Source organism: Streptomyces argenteolus (assembly GCF_042902585.1).
Classification (GTDB): Bacteria; Actinomycetota; Actinomycetes; order Streptomycetales; family Streptomycetaceae; genus Streptomyces; species Streptomyces argenteolus.
Genome location: NZ_JBIBEG010000011.1, coordinates 32,412 through 51,550 on the forward strand (window position 1 = coordinate 32,412; position 19,139 = coordinate 51,550).

Consider the following 19,139-nt stretch of genomic DNA (forward strand, 5'->3'; position numbering starts at 1 on the left):
CGTCCCTCCGTCAGCGGGGCTGCGCGGGCGACGCGGCAGCGCGCAGTTTGGCCTCGCGGTGCAATTCGAGGACCCGTGCCGCCCAGCGGCGGTTGCGGTACGGAAGCAGCGCCCTGACCATGCTCTCCCCGGCGTGGGCCAGCCGCTGGGACTGCGTACCAGCGCGGACCTGGACGAACTTCCCCCACGACTCACAGGCCGCGTCGAACACCCCCTGCTCCATCAGCAGTTCTCCAAGCTCGGCCAGCACCAAGCCCCGGGTGCGGCGCTCCGCCTCCGACCGCAGTTTCGAGGACAGTTGCAGGTCGGCGATTGCCCCCTTGGTGTCGCCTAACTGCAGGCGGGTCCGTGCACGCTGGTGGACGAATCCCGCAGGGTGGTAGAAGCCGATGGCGGTGGGTGCGGCCGGAGCCGACCGCACCTGCGACTCGGCGTCCCGGAGCGCGGCCAACGCCTCCTGCCGGCGTCCCACGGTGGCCAGCGCCTGCGACAGCTGCCCCAGGAGGAACGCCGAAGTCGCCGGGTCGCACCCTTTGGACTGACCGACCGCCCGTTCCGCGAGGCGGACCGCGTAGTCCACGTGGCCGAGGTCCAGGGCCTGCACGCTCATCGCCCTGAGCGTCACCACCAACGTCCGCGATTCCCCGCACGCCTGCGCGAGCTGCGCGGCCTGGCGGTACCACTGCTGCGCCGCTCCGTGCCGCCGCTGGTCGACCTGGAGGTAACCGGCGATGTATGCCAAATTGGCGGCCTCCGCGATCAGCGCGGCGCGGAGCGCGGCGCTGGCCGGCGCCGACAGCCATACGCAGACGGCCGACCGGTAGAAGGAGGTCAGGGCCTTCAACGACGACGAGGATTCGCCCCGGTGGTCCGCACGGGAGAACTCCTCCGTCATCAGGGCGATGCACTTGACGTGCTCCGAGCCGATCCGGGCCGACTTCCTTCGCGGGAGCCAAGCGGCTTGGTGGAGCCCCTCCTCCAGAAGCTCATCGAGGTCGGCGAGACGATAGACGCTGCCCTGTGCCGGTGGCCGTGGGTACTCGCCCGCCTCCGGCCGGCGCCGTGGCGGAAAGCCCACGTCGGCGGGAGTGAGGGCACGGCCCAGACGTCGCGAGAACGCCTCGGCGACGAGGGCAGGAACCGGGTCCCTGGGCACGGTGCCATTCGCCCACTGGCTCACCGAAGCCCGCTGGTAGTTCAGATCGAGGCCGACCTCGGCCCCCAGGTCGTTGACGGCGCGGGCGAGTTCGGAGCCACTGCACGAAGTCTGAGCCAGCAGCATCCGGAGCCTACTGTTGATCGTCGGCGTTTGCTTCATGGGGTGATGCTCAGCCTCCCCTGCCCAATGTCCGACCTCCACGGAGGTCCGATGGGCGCCCACTCTCACAGTCGCCGGGGCTCGAGTGGTCGCTACGCCCGCGCTCGTGACGCAGGACGGACCGTTCACGCCCGCGCTCCAACGGTGTTCGCAGGAGTCGTGAGGAAGTCCGCACGAGGGTCCACTCCAGCTCACGCGCCGATAAGAATCCCCGGGCGTCAATCAATACCGACCAGGATCGCCGAATCGTTTCGCCGGGTCAACCTGCCTGCAGCACTTAGGAGTTGGCTTCATTTGGATACGGCCGCGACGATCCTCCGTCTGGTCCTGGCCAAGTCGCCTGGCTTGAGCGTCCGTATCCGGCCGGGCCACTGTTGGTCTACGAGATCCGCTTCTGCCCTTCTCGTTCCCGCACCGTTCCCTCTGGGAGTACCTCATGCGCGCCTATCTGACGGAGCTGCTGACCGGCCCCTACCAGGTCCCTGCCCCCGTGGACACCGGGCTCTCGCTCGCGGAGCTCGGACTCGACTCGCTGACCCGCGCCGAGTTCGGGGCCGAGATCCAGGACCGCCTGGGAGTCGCGGTCGAGGAGGACGCCGTCTCCGCCGACACGACGGTGGACCGCCTGGCGGACGTGCTGACCGCCAAGGGCGCACACCTCAGCTCCTGAGCAACGAGCCGGGGACCATCCACCGAGGTCGGCGCCCCCACCCAGTAATCGTTCCTCCGACAGTTTCCAGGAGACAAGTGGTGACACTCCCCGCAACCCCGGTCGAAGCCCTCCGGGGAATCGCCGCGCGGAATCCCCGGAAGCAGGCGTTCGCCTTCACCCGTGACGGTCTGGAGACCGGCCACCTCGACTACAGTCAGCTGCTGAACGCCTCCCTCGCGCAGGCCAGCCGCATCTCCGCCGTGGCTGCTCCCGGGGAGCGCGCCGTCTTGTTGGCGGACGCGAGCCCGGAATTCGTGACCGCCTTCCTCGGCTGCTTGCTGGCCGGAGTCGTTGCGGTCCCCGTCCCTCCGGTGGGGCCGGGTGACGACAATGGGTCGGCCGCCCGGCTGGAGGGGGTCGTCGCCGACTGCGCCCCCCGGCTTCTCGTGGCCGGCCGACAGCACGCCGACCGGCTGGACCGGATCGCCGCGCGCGGGCGGGTGCCGCGACCGAAAGCGCTGGCCGTCACCGTCGACGCCGGGGCCACCACCGATCCGACCGGCAGCCAGGTGGCGCTGCCGCAGCCGGACGCGGCCGCTCGGGCCGTTCTTCAGTACACCTCCGGGTCCACGAGCTCGCCTCGGGGCGTCGTCCTGACGCACCGCAACTTGGCTGCCAACCTGGACATGCTGGCCCGGACCCTGCGCTGCGGGCCGGAGTCGGTGATCGTCTCCTGGCTCCCGCCCTTCCACGACATGGGCCTCCTGACTGGTGTCCTGCTGGCCCCGTACACCGGTGCCGGGGCGGTCCTGATGCCCCAGTACGACTTCATCCGCGCGCCGCACCGGTGGCTCCGCACCATCCACGCGCACCGGGGGACTATCTCCGGCGCCCCGAACTTCGGCTACGAACACCTGCTGACCCACGCGGGCGACGAGCGCCTGGCGGGCACCGACCTGTCCTCATGGAGCACCGCGTTCTGCGGGGCGGAGCCGGTCCGGCCCGCCACCATGCGCTCGGTCGCGACCGGACTGGCCCGGTACGGGTTCCGCCCTTCCGCGCTGATGCCAGCGTACGGCCTCGCGGAGGCCACCCTCATCGTCAGCGGCGGTCCGAACGGGACGGGCGCCAGGAGCCTCACCGTCCGGCGGAAGGACCTCGCCGCCGGAGTCCTGGCCTCCGCGAAGGGCGGCTCCGGGAGCGTCACGGAGGTGGCATCCTGCGGCAGGCCCACCCAGGGCACCATCATCCGCGTCCTGACACCCGGCGGCCTCGAAGAGTTACCGCCCGGCCGCGTCGGCGAGATCTGCGTGCTGGGGCCTTCGGTGGCGGACGGCTATTGGAAGGCACCGGCCTCTGACGCCACTTTCACCCACACTCCCGACGGAACCCTGCTGCGGACCGGAGACCTGGGGGCGCTCGTCGACGGCGAACTCCACGTCACCGGCCGGATCAAAGACCTGATCGTCGTCGCCGGGCACAACATCCATCCGCAGGACGTCGAGCACTGTGTCACGCGGGCGAGCGCGCTGGTCCGACCGCGCGGCTGCGCGGTCTTCGACGACCGGGCCGATGGCGCCCTGCCGAGGATCGTGGCCGTCGCCGAGGTCGCCGTCGGCGCCACCAACGACGACCTCGACTCCCTCGGGGAGCGGTTGTTCTCCGCCGTCGCGAAGGAGAACGAGGTCCGCCTGGACCGAGTGGTCCTGGTACCACCCGGCACCGTCCCGAAGACCTCCAGCGGGAAGGTCCGGCGCAGGGCCTGCCGGCAGGCTCTACGCGACCGGTCGCTGACCGTCCTGCGGAACTGGTCCCCGGACGCCCTGCCGGTCACCGCCCCGGACCACACCAGGTGGCACGACGACCGGGAGGCCGTCATCGCCGACCTCTGCCTCCAGGTCATCGGCACCAAGCCCGCGACCGCCGACGAGGAACTGCCCAGGCTCGGCGGAGGATCGCTCGCGATGCTTGGTCTCATCAACAAGGTCAACCAGGTGCTCGGCTGCGCCATCGACGTGACGACGGCGTTCGAGACCCCGACCGTCGCGGGACTCGCACTGGCCGCCGCGGCGAGCACCCGGGATGCGTCCGAACCGGGGCTCCGTCGGCCGCCGTCCCTCCGGGACGACGACGAGGGCCAACTCCTGGACGATATCGCCCTCGACCCGGCCGTCGCACCGCCCAAGGCCCCATTCCTGACCAGTGCCGCTAGGCCGGGAGAGGTGCTCCTCACCGGAGTGACCGGTTTCGTCGGCGCACACCTCCTAAACGAGTTGCTGCACCGCACCGGGAGCCGAGTGCACTGCGTCGTCCGGGCCCGGGATGACGCCTCCGCGCAGGCCCGCGTGGACGCCGCAATAGCCGAGTACGGGCTCGCCCCCATCGACGCGGGACGCGTGCACGCCTACGCCGGAGACCTCGCCCAGCACCGGTTCAGCCTGCCGGAGGATCTGTACACCCGACTCGCAAGCAGCGTCGATGTCGTGGTGAACAACGCGGCCTCCGTGAGCGCCGCCCAGTCCTACGGCACCATCAGGGGCGCCAATGTGACCGGCACCCACCACGTGCTGCGCTTCGCCGCCCGCACCCGGCTCAAGCGTGTCCACCACATCTCGACCCTCGCAGTGCTGCTGGCCGACGACCCGGTGGCGCGCCAGGGACTGGAGGCCAGGATCTCGGGCCGCCCGGAAGTCCGGTTGCGCAGCAGCGGCTACTGGCTGAGCAAGTGGGCGGCGGAGCAGCTTGTCAACACCGCCGCGGAGCGCGGGCTGCCTGTCACGATTCACCGGCTGGCCAGGGTCAGCGGCCACAGCTCCACCGGGGCCTGGGCCCGCGGCGACTTCTGGAACCGGATCCTCGAAGGCGGCCTGCGGATCGGCGCCCTCCCGGACACCAAGTGGGCGGACCGGTTCACACCGGTCGACCACGTCGCCGCCGCCGTGGTGGAACTGATGCTCCAACCACGGTCCACCGGGAAGGTCTTCCACATCGCCGACACCCCAGTGGTCGACATCACCGACATCGCGCGCTGGCTCTCCGAAACCGGCCACCCGGTGGGAACCCTGCCATGGGAGCAGTGGGTCGAGGAGGTCTCCTCCGACCCGGACAACCCGATGGCGCTCCTGATCCCACACCTACGGCAAGGGGTCTCCGGCCGGGCCTCCGACGTCCTGCCCTCGCAGGAGCAGAACGTCGACTGCCGGCAATTCCGACGGGCCCTCGACGGCACCGGCATCACGTTCCCGGCACCCGGCCCCGCGCTCTTCGGCCGCTACGCCGACGCCTTGGGCTTGCCCGTCGACCACCCCGAGACAGCCGTTGGGAGTGCCCCGTGAGGAACCAGCCCCCACTCAACGAACTCACCCGGCTCCTGCGCGAAAACCTCGGGGAGGCCGAGCACCGCACGCTCTCAGAGCTCTTCGCCCAGCCGCTCTTCCGCCACGACGACCGCCTTCCGCCTGCTGGACGCCGTTCCCTCGCCTACCGGCGGCTCCGCGCCCTGCAGGAACAGCTCGGGCCCGCCTCCCGGCAACTGGGCCACCGTGAGCTGTTCCTGAGGACCCATGCCTGGATAGCCCTGACCGACACGTCGCTCTTCGTCCTGTACACGCTCCACTACAGCCTCTGCCTGGGCGCCGTCCTCGAACGCGACACCGGCGACCCGGCGCTGCGCCGCACGGTGGAAGCCCTCGAACGCATGGACACGGTAGGCGAGTTCCTCATGACCGAACTCGGCTACGGGAACAACTCCCAGTCACTGCGCACCCAAGCCGTCTACCACCCCGTCCGCCGGGAGTTCCTCCTTTCCACCCCCGACCCTTCGGCGGCGAAATACATGCCGCCAACCACATTCCACGGGATCCCGAAGACCGCCGTGGTCGCTGCCCGGCTGGTCTCGAAGGGCGACGACCACGGCGTCCACCTCTTCCTTGTCCCGCTCAGCACCGAGGAAGGAACCCTGCCGGGAATCACCGTGCACGAACTCGGCGACAGGCCCGTGAACCATGCCGACCACGCACTGACCCTCTTCGACCAGGTTCCGGTCCCGCTGTCCCATCTGCTCACCGACGGCACCAGCCCGCTGCTGCCCGACGGGAGCTACCGCTCGTCGACCGCCGACAACCACCGCAGGTACCTGGGAACCACGACCCGCCTCCGCTTCGCCCGGCTCGCGGTGGGCGGCGCGGCCGTCACATGCTCGCAGGCCGCGTTGCTGATCGCCCTCCGCCACGGAATGCACCGGACCACCTTCGCCGCAGAGGGCCGGGAAGCACCACTGCTGTCCTACCGAACCCATCAAAAACCCCTCGTCACCGCACTGGCGCGCACCTACGCGATGACCTTCCTGCTGCAACGGGCCAACCGGATCGACCGCGACGCGAGCGGACAGGACCCGACCGCCGCCGCGATGGCCAACCTCTTCAAGGGCGTCGCCACCACCTGGGCCGAACGCATCGTCTCCGAGTGCCGCCAGCGCGTCGGGGCTCAGGGGATGTTCAGCGTCAACCGAATCATCGACTACCTGGTCTTCACCCACTGCGCCATCACTGCGGAGGGAGACAGCCAAGTCCTTTTGCTCAGATCCGGGAACGATGTCCTCGCCGGCCTTCTACCGCCACCGTCCACGCCCAGTGCCGCGGATCCGGGGGGAAGCCTCCTGAACGAGGACCGCTGGCTCCCGCTGATGTCCGCGCGGGAAGAGGGGATCCGTCGTGGCGTCCAGGCTCGGCTGGGCCGGCCGACCGAAGGGGACGGGGCGTTCTTCGACCTATGGAACGCGGCCGGCCCCGACCTGCTCGGACTCACCGAGGCGGCCGGTGCCCGCCTGGCGCTGGAACAGCTTCTCGATGCCGCAGCCGGGGCGGATGATCCCGCGGTTGAGCACCGGCTGCGCCGCCTCGCGGGTATCTTCATGCTGGACGAGGTCAGGCGCGACGCCGCCTGGTTCGCGGGCAGCGGCCTGGTAGAGCCCGGAGAACTTCTCCGGTTGCAGGACGCCGTGGCCGACCTCTGCGACACGCTCGTCGAATCGGTCGACGAGCTCGTCGAGGCGTTCGGCCTGCCCTCGACAGTCACCTCCTCCCCGATCGCGTCTTTCGGGGGCGACTACGGCCGCCTCCTGGCCGGGTTGAGCGGCCAGGACACCTCTACCGGGGCTCCGGCCCCTCGTACGCCCGCCGCCGCTCGGGGCGGTGCGGCATGAGGCCGTCGGAACAGTTCGATGTCGCCGTCACCGGCATCGGCCTCATCACGCCCGCCGGAATCGGCACGGAACAAACCTGGGAAACCCTTTGCGAGGGAACACCGACCGCAGGTCCCGTGGACGTGCTGGCGGACCTCCCCGTCCCGTTCGCCAGCACGGTCCCAGACTTCGCACCCGCTGCTCTCATCGGCCCCGGCGCACGACGGCTCGACAGGTTCTCGCAACTGGCCGTCGCCGCGGCCCGGCAGGCCGTCGACGACGCCGCGCTGGACCGAGAGGCGTGGGTCCCGAACCGGGTGGGCGTCGTGCTCGGCAACGGATTCGGCGGACTCGACACCTGGGGACAGCAGTTCGAGCGCCTGGCTCGGGGCGCACGGTACGTCTCGCCGCTCACCGTCCCGATGGCGATCTCCAACATCGCAGCCGCGCAGATCACCATCGACCTCGGCATCGGCGGCCCCTCCCTAACGGTCTCGACGGCGTGCGCCGCAGGAGCCACCGCCCTCGGGGTGTCCGTCGACCTGCTCCGGGCCGGCCGCTGCGACACCGTGATCGCTGGCGCGGCCGAAGCGGCCGTGCTGCCGGTTACGGCCACCGCCTTCGACCGCCTGCACGCCCTCTCCCGACGGGCCGATGACCCCAGTGCGGCTTCCCGTCCATTCGACCGGGAGAGAGATGGATTCGTTCTCGGCGAAGGAGCTGGTGTTCTCATCCTGGAACGGCGCGAGCAGGCGCTCGCACGCGGCCGCTCCCCCTATGCCGTCCTCGCGGGATTCGGAGCGTCCAGCGACGCCCACCACCCCACCGACCCGGATCCCGGCGGAGCCGGGATGCGCAGGGCAGTCGAGGAAGCGCTCCGCGACGCGGACCTGTGCCCGCAGGACATCGCCCATGTCAACGCGCACGCCTCCAGCACACCGACCGGCGACGCGGTCGAAGCCCGGATGATCACGGAGATCTTCCCCGACGGAATCCCGGTCACCGCCAACAAGGGGGTACTGGGACACCTGCTCGGCGCGGCGGGAGCAGTCGAGGCAGCTGTCACAGCCCTCAGCATCAGTCGCGGCATCGTCCCTCCGAGCGCGAATTTCGGCGTGGCCGATCCAGGGTCCGGCGTCAACGTGGTGCACGGGCGAGCACTGCGCCGTCCCATCCCGGCTGCCGTCTCGCACTCATTCGGCTTCGGGGGGCACAACGCCGCGATCGTGCTCGTACGGCCCTGACGCCCGCCGACTTCCGGGCGGCTCCACCACTCGATCGAGCCCTCGACACCCTTGTACGGTCACCACCCGACACGCCCCTGGGCGGGAAGGAGCACACGTTATCCCGCTGTTTCCACGAAGCGGGGAACCACCTCGCCGTCCTGGTGGTGATCCGCGATCTGGTCCCGGCCACCACCGAACCCGTCGAGGAACTCCCAGCTTCCTCATGGGACGATCCGATTCCTTGCAGTTGCTGGTGCGTCCGCGACATGGTGGGGCACATCGCCTCCGATCTGCTAGGGGTGCCTGCGGCGGTGGCAGGCGAAAAGCTGGGCCGGCCCGGAGCTCTCGGCGGGCAGCTGCGCCTTCCCCAAGGGCCACGCGACGGTCTCGACTACGCGCGGGAGCTCGCCGCCGGCCAGAACCGGACACCGAACCGGCAATACCTGAGCCGAGCAGCGCTTCAGGCCGAGTGTGGTCTGGTTCGGACGCCGGCGGCCTCCGAACCGGGGAGGCCGTTGCCCACCCAAGTCCCGCGACACCAGGTGCGAGCGTTCGGCACGGGCATCGCGCCGCAGGTGCGCCTACCGTGGCGGTATCCACTCCTCCCTCCGAGGCAAGACGTGCCGTCACCAGTCCTTGCGGAGAAGGACAACGCCCTTGGAGGCGCCCCCGACGGCGCCGTCCTTCACCACCAACCCAACCGGAGATCGCCATGGACGACACACCTGCCGACCGCCGCGACCTGGGCCTGGCCACCGCCCGCGCGTTCGCCGGAGACGAGCTAGCCGACGGGTACCTGGCACGATTGGGCCAACTCAGCCCGGACCTCGCAGACGCCCTGCTCACGAACGTTTATTCGGATGTGCTGTCTCGCTCAGGCCTTACCCCTCGTGACCGGGAGCTCCTGACCTTGGCGACGCTGATCGCACTCGGAGGTTGCAACGACCACCTGCGCATTCACGTGGAGCTGGCACTCAACGTCGGCACCGATCCCCAGGAGATCCTGGAGACCCTGCTGCAGGCGGCCGCCTACGCTGGCTTCCCTCGGGCGCTGGCTGCGGCAGCGATCGTCCACGACGCCTTCGCGGCCCGGGGACTCCTGCGGGGCAGAGAGCACTGAGGTTGACCTCGGGATGTCGTGCTGCTGGTCAGACGGGTGGTCAGGCAGGTCTCGGTGAGGCAGCCGTCGATGAGGTGGCTGCGATGCTGGATGTACCGTAAGCCGCTCCGGACTGTGGATGAGGTGCTCTGGAGCGGAAATAGCGATGTTGGAGAGCCAGCCGCGCCGCAAGATGTACCAGATGCCTTCGACGGGGTTGAGGTCGGGTGGGTAGGGCGGCAGGTAGTGGATGGTCAGCCAGTCCCGAGCATCGGCGAACTCCCGCCGACCTGCGGCTTTGTGGACGTTGAGGTTGTCCTAAACGAGGGCGGGCCTTGTGCCCTCCTCCACGACGGACGGACCTACCGACCTCTGCCAGCCTACGACTGGTTTCCCAGCAGTACAGGAACGTCGAGCCTGCCATTGAGCATGAGAGAGGGGAACTGCTGGAGGGCTGCGTCGGGTACAGCAATGCGGATGCCTGGAAATCGTTCGAACAGAGAAGGCAAGGCCGTGATTGCTTCCAGCCTGGCCAGCGGCGCACCGATGCACACATGAGGTCCACGACCGAAGCTGGTGTGTCCGCCTTGCGGGCGTCGGGTGATGTCGAAGGCAGACGCTTCAGGACCATAACGTTCGGGGTCGCGGCCCATAGCGAGGTAGTTGACCAGCAGAGGGTCTCCGCGCCGCACATCCGCGTCGCCGATCCGGACAGTCTGCGTGGCGTAGCGAGCGAAGAAATTGGCGAGGGGAGCGTCGTAGCGCAGGATTTCTTCGACGGCTCCGGCCCACAGTGCTGGGGTACCCATCGCACGGCGCAGCTGCTCGGGGTGGGCGAGCAGCGCACGAAGGCCATTGACCAAAACGTGCACGGTGGTTTCGTGGCCCGCCCCGATCACTACCAAGAGGGTGCCGATTAGTTCCTCGTCGGAGTAAGGCTCGTCGATGCAAGCGGCCAGCAAGCCGCTGACAAGGTCATCCCCGGCCTCCAATCGGCGACGCGCAAGCAACTCGGTGATGAGCTCATGAATCCCTCGGATAGCGGAACTCTTCCGCCCGGCGGTCACGGCTTCACTGAAGAAGTCCTCGAACAGTACGCGTAACGACTCGTGCCAGCCCTCTGGGATCCCCAGCAATGCACCAATGACCTTCATCGGAACCGGGAATGCGAAAAGGGTTCGGTAGTCTACAACCCCTCCGTCGTTGGCCGCGGACGCCATGGCAAGTTCGTCCAGTTGCTCCTCGACGATGGCGCTCACCTGGCCACGCAGGGCCTCCACTCGTGTCGGCGTGAGTGTCTGGGCCAGAGGGGCCCTCAGCCGGCGATGCTCCGTGCCGTCCACAGTGATCATGCTACGAGGCGTGTCCACGATGGCCCGCAAAGGCCAATCCGCCGGGACCTCTCCGCGCTGCCAGGCGTGCCATTCAGCGATGTCCTTCACGAACCGAGGGTCGACCAGCAGTTCCCGTCCCAGTGCGTCGGACGTCACCACCCAGGCAGCCAAGCCGCCTGGGAGCTCGACAGGGACAAGCGGTCCGAAGTGCCGGAGGCTAGCTGCTTGGCGGTGCAGATCACCGTCGGAGGGGGCGATCCGGAGAGCGGGGCGGGATAACGTCAGATCCACGGGCGGTACTCCGTTTACTTAGTCGGGACGGGGAGGGGTAGGCCCCTACCGTTTCCTCGCACCAGCATGACGGAAATCGCACTCACATCGAAAGCGTCACGGCTGAACTATCGAGGCCGGTCCCGGAAGGATCAGTGAGCTGTTCCACCCTGACGGAGGCGTTCGTCGCCACCCCCGACGCCCCACGACCTTCCAGCAGTACCTCGATGCCCAAGGCCTGACCTGGGAATGCTGGTGGCGGCAAGGTAAATGAGCCGCGCGCACAAGATCCCCGACAGAGTTGATTATCGCGCCGGCTTGACCGCCCTCAGTGCGTCCGTGCGCCCCGCGCACCGCATTGCCTCTTCAAGCCAATCCGATTAACCTCCCTCGACCCACCTGCTGCGCTACTACACGATCAGCCCTTCCGGTTAGCAGGTCACAGATCATGGGATCGGTGATCGGAACCGCTTGTGCTGCGCCACACGCATATCCTCGCCGTCTGCCACAAGTCGCCCGATGTTAGGAGTGAGTATGCTTGCTAGTCGATCTCTATCAAGATCTGGTGCGGCCCTGGTCATCTTAGTCGCCACTCTTGCTGCCACTTTGGCTGCCACGCCACCGGCTCAGGCAACCGCACTGCTCGTAGAGTGCGTCGGCGCCCAGAACACCACCTACAGTCCCGGGCTCACTCTGGTCGCGCAAACAGTGGCCTTCGAGACCCAGGCGACGGTCGGACCTTGCACCGGGATAGGAGTCCAAAGCTCCACGGGCACCTACAGCACCACGGGCAGCGGCTCCCTGTCCTGCCTTCTCGGAAGTAGCACAGTCGTCACTCAGACCTACACCTGGGCGGACGGCGTCAGTAGCACGCTCATGCTAACGGCGGCAGTCAACGCGAAGCCTGATGGCACCACTGTGCTCGTCAACACGGGTACCGTCACTTCTGGCCGCTACGCCGGGGCGTCCGCAGTTCAGACTGTCACAACTACGCAACTTAACCCGCTAGCCTGCCTGGAGCCGGGCGGCGTCACTTCCGTGAACGGTCCCAACACCCTTACGCTCGTCGGGATCTGAATCTGGTCCGCCGTCGGGGTGCCGCATGAGGCAGCACGATCTCGCACATAGTGCACTGAGGAAAGCGCAGAAGAGTCGGATCCTCTCCGTCATGCGCTTGACCTCTCACCATAGGATCCAAGTTGATCTTAGTGGATGCGCAGAGGCTCACCTGGCTTCCGGCACCGTCCACAGCAAGACCTGGATTCTCCGGGACGAGCTCACTCAATCTTGAGGGATTACGCCATGGCACTAACGATCAGTTCTCTCGGATCCAGGACGAATATCCGAATCGTCATCGTTACTGTGATCATCGCGTCCCTATCATTGATCGCGCCGTCTCCAGCTAAGGCTGGGACCGCGATCGCGTCGTGTGTCCTGGGCAGTACGGCCACGAACTACAGTCCGGGAGTACGAACTCAGCCTGCCCCCATCCAGGTCGACGTGCAGGGGTATCTCGGCCTCTGCGTCTCCTCCGAACCCGGCGCGGGCACCGGCACCTACACAGAGAACGCCAGCGTCTTCCTTTCGTGCAGTCAACTTCTTGCACAGGGAACAGGCTCCAGGATCTTTACGTGGCAGGACGGCACCACAAGCACGTTTGCCCTCACCCGCCTGGTCAACGCAGTGAATGGCGAACTGGTCAACACCTTCACCGGCGACATTACGCAGGGGAAGTTCGCTGGCCATTCCGCGACCCAGGTCGTAGCGGCGTTTGCCGACATCACAGCATGTCAGACGGCGACTGGCCTGACCGCCACTCAGGGAACCGGGGTACTGACCGTCATCTGGTGGGAGCCTGAAGGCTCTACCGTGTATGTGGGTCTCGTCAGGCCACGAGGATCTCGACGCCGAGTGTCTTGAGTTGCTCGATCACCGCGTCGTGAGGGTCGGCGTCGGTGATCAGCCCGGTGATCTTGTCCCACGGCAGGACGCGGTACGGCGAGGCGGTACCCGATCTTCTCGCGGGAGGCGAGGACATAGGTGTCCGCGGCCCGCGCGGACAGAGCCCGCTTCATCGCAGCCTCCTCTGCGTCCCCCGTGGTCAGTCCGACCTCGGGGTGGACGCCGGTGAAGCCTAGCTTGATCTTTAACCTGTGCGGCGAGGACGTGGGGTCGTTGACTTCTTGGTGCGTCGTTTCGAGGAGCCTGGTCTGCCAACTGTGTGCACGTCGTAGGGGGTAGTGGGCTGGTCGTTCTTGCGGCCGGGTGGGCGTCCTGGCCCGGGCTGGGCGGTTTTCGGTGCTCCGGCTGGACAGGCGGCCTTCGTGCGGAGGTGCCGAAAGTCGCGGCGGACTCGTGCGGGGGTGAGTCTGTCGGGCGGGGCCGGCTTTTCCCACGGCCGTCGGCGGTCTGCCGCCAGTGGGCGGGCGAGCCGGACCTGGGTGAATGCGGCGAGGATCAGCCAGGTCCAGCGGTCTGCGGCTTCGGGGCTGCGGATTTTCGGGCAGGTCCAGCCCAGGGTCTGCTTGAAGAGCCGGAAGGTGTGTTCGATGTCGAAGCGTCGCAGGAATGCCTGCCAGAGCAGGTCGACGGTGCTTGCGGTGGCGTCGGTGCCCGACCACCACAGCCAGACCGGCTTCGGTGTCGCGCCGCTGGGCAGGTGCTCGACCTGCAGGCGGATCACGGTGCCCTCGATGACGGGCAGGGCGCCCAGTTCGGCGGTCCAGGCCGAGCGGTGGGTCCGTCTCGGGTGGAGCCGGTCCCAGGCCCGTGCGGTGGCAGTGCCGTAGAGACGGGTCACGGTCACCGTCTGGGTGTCAGGTGTGTTCCAGGTGGCCGGGTCACCGAAGACGAACTCGCCGCCGTGGCGGGGCGGCCGCCCTCGCAGACCGGGCTCACGGGGTGGGACCGCGCGTCGCAGGACGCGGTCCGAGCGCATCCGGCCCAGCACCTGCACCGGCAGATCCCGTAGCAAGAACGCCAGACGTGGCACGTCGTAACCGGCGTCCACCACGATCAGGATCTCCGGGTCGGCGTCCTTCCACTGGCCGGCTGTGATGAGCCGTTCGACGAGCTCGCGCATCTGTCTGGCGGTGACGGTGGCGGCGTCGTCGCCCGGTGCCAGACGTAGTGCGTCCAGCGGTGCGGTCCAGGAGCTTCGGCCGGTCTCCAGCGCGCAGATCACCGAGTAGGGCCAGCCGGGAACTGGGATGTGCTGGTCCTTGCCCCGGCCGTAGGTGTGGCACAGGATTCGCTGCGGCGAGGTGTGGGCGCTGGGCCGGAGCCAGCAGGTGAGGTCGGCGGCCAGGACCAGCCGGCCGTCCGCCGTCCTCGGCAGCGACACCGTGGCCAGCGCCCGACGCAGCCGGGTGACATCGACCCGGCCCGCGGACAGGGCGTCGTAGAGCCCGCCGTGCCCGCGTCGATGTTCGCCGACCATCGACAGCTCCACCAGGGAACGGACCGGCCCGTCGGCGCACAACACCGCATCCACGAGTTCGAACAATGCGTCCGCACGCCTGGTCAGACAGGAGTAGAACTCACCCCGGAAGCGTGACAGTCCCGCAAACGGATCCTGCCGGACAACATGATGCGACAGACTCATCCCCACGGCCTTCGTGCTGAGCGTTGTGTGTTCCTTGGTCGGATCACATGCTCAGCCGAAGGCCGCCCGCACGTACCGCAGTTGCCAGTCCGAGTGATCAAGTACGACGAGCCGTTCGGACCCCGAGGTTAAAGATCAAGCTAGGTCTTGTCTGATAAATGATCATCCGTGGGCTCAGACTGCCGGATCCTTGTTAACGGAGGGTGGCTACCGTCGTGGGGCGTCGCGTCTCTCTCCCCCGTGACGGGCCATGACGACGAGGAGTGTCAGCGGTGTTGGAGACCTACCTGTCCTGGTACCGCGAGGGCCGGATGGACGAGTCCGAGTTCCGCTCGGTCACCGAGCACTTGGCCCAGTCCGGGCTGACCGTCGAGCACCCGATGCTGGGCTGCGGGATGCTGTTGGACGTCGTGGGGGAACAGGTGAAGCTGCCTGCCGGGCGCATTATGGAGCTTGTTTGCCTGTCGGTCGGGCCGCTCTGCATGCAGTTCTGGCTATCGGCAGACAAGGACGTGGTGTGCGATGTCAGGTATGTGGCGCCGGACACCCAGATCCTCACCTTCGTGCTCGGCGGGTTGACCGAGAACGAGCGTGAGCAGGCCACCAATGCGGTTCAGCGCCTGATCCAGCGGGAGTTGGACAGGAGTGTCGCGCTGCTCGTCGATCTGGGCGGCGAAACAGCGGACTATGACGATGACGCGCTGGTCCTGTATGGCCGACTGCCGATGGGCCCGCGCCCGGACCAAGTGCAGTTCCGGACAGACCGGCTCAGCGCCGTCCCGGGTGTTCTTGCTGGAGCTGAGGTGACGGATCTCGGCAACGGGCTGAGTACAGTCCGCTGGTAATGATCATCGGGCAGTATCGCGGAGCCAGAGGACGAGTGCTGCGCGGCGAGTTTGTCGAACCGTGCCGCGACGGCGCGGAACTGTTTGAGCCGGCTGAAGCAGCTTCGACGACATTGCGGGCTTTGTAGAGCTCGCAGTCGAAGGCTGGCGGCCTGCCACCGGTCCGCCAGCGCCGAACACGGTTGGCCTTCTGGTCGACCCTTTCCGGAATGACTGCTCGGGTGCCCCGGTGACGCAGGGTCCGGCGGATCGCCCGTGACGAGTACGCCTTGTCTGCGATGACCGCGTCGGGCCTGCGGCGAGGCCGCCCGACGCCGGTCCTGGGTACTCGCAGCGCGTCCAGGACCGCATCGCAGGCGGTGGAGTCGTTGACGTTGCCGGGCGTGACGAGGATGGCCCGAGGCAGGCCCCGGCCGTCGCACGCCAGGTGAACCTTGGTGGTCAGCCCGCCGCGGGACCGGCCGAGCGCCTGGTCAGCTGCCGCGCGTGCCGGATTTTCCAGTTCAGCCCCCGCCTGTGCCCCTTTTTGTGGGCGCCGGCGGCGTGCTGGTGGGCACGGTTAATGGTGGAGTCGACCGACACGGTCCACTCCACCGCTCCGATCGAGTCGTCGTGGGCCTGGACCTCCTCGAGTAGACGGGCCCAGGTTCCGTCCACCTCCCAGCGCGCGAACCGCTCATAGATCGTCTGCCATGGCCCGAAGCGTTCTGGCAGGTCACGCCACGGAGCACCTGTGCGCAATCGACACAGCACCCCGTTGATCACCTGCCGATGATCCCGCCACGGACGACCCCGCCCGTCAACACCTGGCAGCAGCGGCGATATCCGCTCCCACGCCGCATCCGTCAGCTCTCCGCGACCCATCACAAGATCAATTATCAGACAGTTCCTAGCCCCCTGACTGCTCCGGTGGGCTCATCTCCTGGTCGCGCAGGAGGACGGCCATGGAGAGCACGTGGTCGTCCGTGACTCCCGCGCCCCCGGCGGCCTTTCCGCGTATGCGGGCAGACTCGTGGCCTTCGAGGGTGCGGTCGCGGATGTACTCGCGTTCCTTTCCGGACCTGGCGGCGGGCGCACGCGGGACCGCGGAAGCGGGGTCAGGCCGTGTCGATCGGCAGCCGGTCTGCGCTGACCGGCGCTCGCTGGTTTCGCTGGCAGCGACTCCGGTTCAGCGCTCAGTGTTCTGCGGGCCGGACAGGGAGTGAGAACCTGACCTTGTGCCGGGCCTGGGCCTCCACGCCGCGGTAGAAGCGGATGGCATCGGCGTTCCAGTCCGGTGTCTGCCACTGGAGGGCTGCGGCGCCGCGTGACGCTGCCGCGTCCTTCACGGAACTGAGCAGAGCACGCCCCCACCCTCCTCCTCGGTGCGGTTCGGAGACGAACAGGCAGTCCAGGTGGGCGTAGTCGGTTGCCTGCCAGGTGGAGAACTCCAGCGAGAAGGTGGCGTAACCGATCAGCTCGCTCTTGCTTTCGGCGACGAGGCACCACGCCCGGGGACCCTCCGAGAACAGCACGGGCTCCAGACGGGCCGCGAGATCGGGCGGCACGGGCTCGGCGCGTTCGAAGGCGGCGTGGTCGGCGCACAGGCCGGCTATCGCCGGCAGGTCGGCCGGCGTGGCCGGACGGATCAGGCCGTCCGGGCGCCCGGTGTCCTTCAGCATGCGCAGGAGATGCCCGAACGCGGGGCGGTGAGGTCGTCGACAGGGCGCTGCTCGGCTCCGGTGGCGGATTCGTAGGCGAAGCCCTCGCGCACCCAGTACTCGAAGCCGCCGAGCATTTCCTTGACCTGGTAGCCGAGGCGGGCGAAGGCCAGCGCCGCGCGGGTCGCGCCGTTGCAGCCCGGGCCCCAGCAGTAGGTGACCACGGTCAGGGCCGGGTCGATGAGCCCGGGGGCCAGGTCGGCGATCCGTGCGCTCGGGATGTGGAGGGCGCCGGGGATGTGCCCTTGGTCCCAGCCGGCACCGCTACGGGTGTCGACCACCACGATTCCGGGCGCGCCGGATTCCAGATCGGCGTGGACGTCGGAGACATCCGCCTCGAACGCCAGACGGGCGGCGTAGTGAGCGGCGGCCTCGGCCGGCGCGGCGGCGGGCACGCTCAGGACGGCACCGGTGATCTCGGCGGAATCGGTGGCAGGCACGGGGTACCTCTTTCGTCTTGGTCGGGTCGGTACGGGGCCGCCAGAGCCATGCCAGGTTGCCCGGCCGGCGACGACTCCATCCTCCGGCCCCGGGCACCGGTCCCACGAGTGGCACGAATGCCATGGACCACCAAGATTCCGCCAGCCCGCCCAGGGGCCTCATCAGCACGCGGCGGCATGGGTGAACGTTCTCCGGTAGGCCGTCGGCGTCGTACGCATCTGCCGGCCGAAGTGGTGCCGGTACGTCGCCGCGCTGTCGAAGCCGACCGCGGCGGCGACCTCGTCCACGGTGCCTTCGCCGGACTCCAGCAGCGGCAGGCTGGCGGCCACCCGCTGGGTGATGACCCAGCGCATGGGACTCACACCGTTGCGGCGGGTGAAGTGCCTCGCGAACGAACGCTCCGACATGTACGCCGCTTCGGCCAGGGCGGTCACGGACAGCGGCGTGTGCAGATGGCGCAGCGCCCAGTTCATGCTTCGCGTGACGCCGTCGTCCTCGTGATCGATGTCTCCCACCGCCGCCTCGATGAACTGTGCCTGCCCGCCCTCGCGGTGCGGGGGGACGACGAAGCGGCGTGCCACGGCGTTGGCGACAGCGGCTCCGTGATCGGCCCGGACCAGGTAGAGGCACAGGTCGATGCCGGCCGCGCTGCCCGCGCTGGTGAGGACGTCGCCGGTGTCGACGTACAGCACGTCGGGGTCGACGTCGATCCCGGGATGGCGCTCGGCGAGGGCGCGGGCGTAGCGCCAGTGCGTCGTTGCGCGCCGGCCCTCCAGCAGGCCGGTCGCCGCCAGCGCGAAGGCTCCCGAGCAGATCGACACCAGACGTGCCCCCCGGGTGTGGGCGCGCAGCAGCGCGTCCACCAGGGCCGGTGAGACCTCCGTTCCGGTCTCCGCCACCCCCGGCACGATCACCGTGTCCGCCGAGGCCAGCGCGTCCAAGCCGTATTCGGCACGCAAGGTGAACCCACCGACCGCTCGGAGGTCCCGGCCGGGTTCCTCAGCGCACACCCGAAGCTCGTACCAGGGCACGTCGCCCAGTTCGGGTCGGGACAGACCGAAGACCTCCACCACCACACCCAGCTCGAAGGGCGCCATGCCATCGAAAGCCAGAACGGCGACCGCATGCCTCTTTGTCATGGCTGAATCTTAACGAACCTCCAAGTCCGGCCATGAGAGGAGGAGACAAAGCCGACAGCTCGACCGGGCCGGTCTCCTCGGCCCGACCCTTGGCATCGGTGGAGACGACGCAGCACGGTCGGCAAATCGGCACGCTTGTCGGCAAACGACGCCGATGTCGTCCCGTGGTCACTCTGCGAAGCGATCAGTTGTGGTCAACTGCTGCGAGGCGTCGTACATAAGGCACTTCCCTCGCGAATCACTGCTCAGGCGATCACGCTGACCGCCCAGAACCACAACCAGACGCCTGATATGCGAACCAAACGGGCCCGGCGCCGATGTCTCCTCGC

12 protein-coding genes and 3 pseudogenes are annotated in these 19,139 nt (G+C 68.3%); 6 read left to right on the plus strand and 9 right to left on the minus strand.

Annotated elements, in window-relative coordinates; genetic code table 11:
• Positions 1-10: 10 nt before the first annotated feature.
• A complete protein-coding gene (locus tag ACFY8O_RS30035) occupies positions 11-1,318 on the minus strand; it encodes a hypothetical protein (protein WP_387907882.1) in 1,308 nt (435 codons plus the stop codon).
• A 436-nt stretch (positions 1,319-1,754) separates the two neighbouring features.
• On the opposite strand from ACFY8O_RS30035, the gene ACFY8O_RS30040 reads away from it, so the two are divergent.
• From ACFY8O_RS30040 to ACFY8O_RS30060, 5 genes are all read left to right on the plus strand, one after another.
• Entirely contained in the window at positions 1,755-1,988 is a 234-nt protein-coding gene (locus ACFY8O_RS30040; RefSeq protein WP_387907885.1) for an acyl carrier protein, read from the plus strand.
• An 80-nt stretch (positions 1,989-2,068) separates the two neighbouring features.
• A complete protein-coding gene (locus ACFY8O_RS30045; protein ID WP_387907887.1) occupies positions 2,069-5,305 on the plus strand; it encodes a thioester reductase domain-containing protein in 3,237 nt (1,078 codons plus the stop codon).
• The gene (locus ACFY8O_RS30050; protein ID WP_387907889.1) at positions 5,302-7,173 is read left to right on the plus strand and encodes an acyl-CoA dehydrogenase family protein; all 1,872 of its coding nucleotides are present in this window, start codon (positions 5,302-5,304) and stop codon (positions 7,171-7,173) included. The genes ACFY8O_RS30045 and ACFY8O_RS30050 overlap by 4 nt, the downstream gene beginning before the upstream one ends.
• Positions 7,170-8,396 carry a beta-ketoacyl-[acyl-carrier-protein] synthase family protein gene (locus tag ACFY8O_RS30055; protein WP_387907892.1) on the plus strand — a complete coding sequence of 409 codons (1,227 nt, stop codon included), beginning with the start codon at positions 7,170-7,172 and terminating at the stop codon, positions 8,394-8,396. Before ACFY8O_RS30050 ends, ACFY8O_RS30055 begins: the two co-directional genes overlap by 4 nt.
• Before the next feature lie 694 nt (positions 8,397-9,090).
• On the plus strand, positions 9,091-9,498 hold the full coding sequence (locus tag ACFY8O_RS30060) for a carboxymuconolactone decarboxylase family protein (RefSeq protein ID WP_387907895.1): 408 nt from the start codon (positions 9,091-9,093) through the stop codon (positions 9,496-9,498).
• 186 nt (positions 9,499-9,684) lie between these two features.
• Here the strand turns inward: ACFY8O_RS30060 and ACFY8O_RS30065 are convergent.
• From ACFY8O_RS30065 to ACFY8O_RS30080, 4 genes and pseudogenes are all read right to left on the minus strand, one after another.
• Positions 9,685-9,795 (minus strand): annotated as a pseudogene (locus ACFY8O_RS30065) (transposase); the annotation flags it as partial.
• A gap of 62 nt (positions 9,796-9,857) precedes the next feature.
• A complete protein-coding gene (locus ACFY8O_RS30070; protein ID WP_387907897.1) occupies positions 9,858-10,919 on the minus strand; it encodes a cytochrome P450 in 1,062 nt (353 codons plus the stop codon).
• Positions 10,920-12,966: 2,047 nt separating this feature from the next.
• Positions 12,967-13,219, minus strand: a pseudogene (locus tag ACFY8O_RS30075) (DeoR family transcriptional regulator); the annotation flags it as partial.
• Between the two features lie 8 nt (positions 13,220-13,227).
• Positions 13,228-14,685, minus strand: coding sequence for an NF041680 family putative transposase (locus ACFY8O_RS30080; protein ID WP_387907900.1), 1,458 nt, complete (start codon positions 14,683-14,685; stop codon positions 13,228-13,230).
• 272 nt (positions 14,686-14,957) lie between these two features.
• Between ACFY8O_RS30080 and ACFY8O_RS30085 the strand changes: the two genes are divergently transcribed.
• Complete coding sequence (locus ACFY8O_RS30085) at positions 14,958-15,530, plus strand: hypothetical protein (protein ID WP_387907902.1); 573 nt, start codon at positions 14,958-14,960, stop codon at positions 15,528-15,530.
• Between the two features lie 29 nt (positions 15,531-15,559).
• Here ACFY8O_RS30085 and ACFY8O_RS30090 read toward each other — a convergent pair.
• The 4 genes and pseudogenes from ACFY8O_RS30090 to ACFY8O_RS30105 form a co-directional block, all read right to left on the minus strand.
• A pseudogene (locus ACFY8O_RS30090) lies at positions 15,560-16,394 on the minus strand (IS5 family transposase); the annotation flags it as partial.
• A 311-nt stretch (positions 16,395-16,705) separates the two neighbouring features.
• Positions 16,706-17,191, minus strand: a complete 486-nt coding sequence (locus ACFY8O_RS30095; RefSeq protein ID WP_387907905.1) for a GNAT family N-acetyltransferase — start codon at positions 17,189-17,191, stop codon at positions 16,706-16,708.
• Positions 17,185-17,670, minus strand: coding sequence for a rhodanese-like domain-containing protein (locus ACFY8O_RS30100; protein WP_387907908.1), 486 nt, complete (start codon positions 17,668-17,670; stop codon positions 17,185-17,187). Before ACFY8O_RS30100 ends, ACFY8O_RS30095 begins: the two co-directional genes overlap by 7 nt.
• Positions 17,671-17,832: 162 nt before the next feature.
• Positions 17,833-18,810, minus strand: a complete 978-nt coding sequence (locus ACFY8O_RS30105) for a helix-turn-helix domain-containing protein (protein ID WP_387907911.1) — start codon at positions 18,808-18,810, stop codon at positions 17,833-17,835.
• Positions 18,811-19,139: the final 329 nt, after the last annotated feature.

What these genes read in the sequence shown, in the direction of transcription:
- ACFY8O_RS30055 (WP_387907892.1), top strand. Translation starts at nt 7,170, where the DNA reads ATGAGGCCGTCGGAACAGTTCGATGTCGCCGTCACCGGCATCGGCCTC.
- ACFY8O_RS30080 (WP_387907900.1), bottom strand. Translation starts at nt 14,685, where the DNA reads ATGAGTCTGTCGCATCATGTTGTCCGGCAGGATCCGTTTGCGGGACTG.
- ACFY8O_RS30105 (WP_387907911.1), bottom strand. Translation starts at nt 18,810, where the DNA reads ATGACAAAGAGGCATGCGGTCGCCGTTCTGGCTTTCGATGGCATGGCG.
- ACFY8O_RS30060 (WP_387907895.1), top strand. Translation starts at nt 9,091, where the DNA reads ATGGACGACACACCTGCCGACCGCCGCGACCTGGGCCTGGCCACCGCC.
- ACFY8O_RS30095 (WP_387907905.1), bottom strand. Translation starts at nt 17,191, where the DNA reads ATGCTGAAGGACACCGGGCGCCCGGACGGCCTGATCCGTCCGGCCACG.
- ACFY8O_RS30040 (WP_387907885.1), top strand. Translation starts at nt 1,755, where the DNA reads ATGCGCGCCTATCTGACGGAGCTGCTGACCGGCCCCTACCAGGTCCCT.
- ACFY8O_RS30035 (WP_387907882.1), bottom strand. Translation starts at nt 1,318, where the DNA reads ATGAAGCAAACGCCGACGATCAACAGTAGGCTCCGGATGCTGCTGGCT.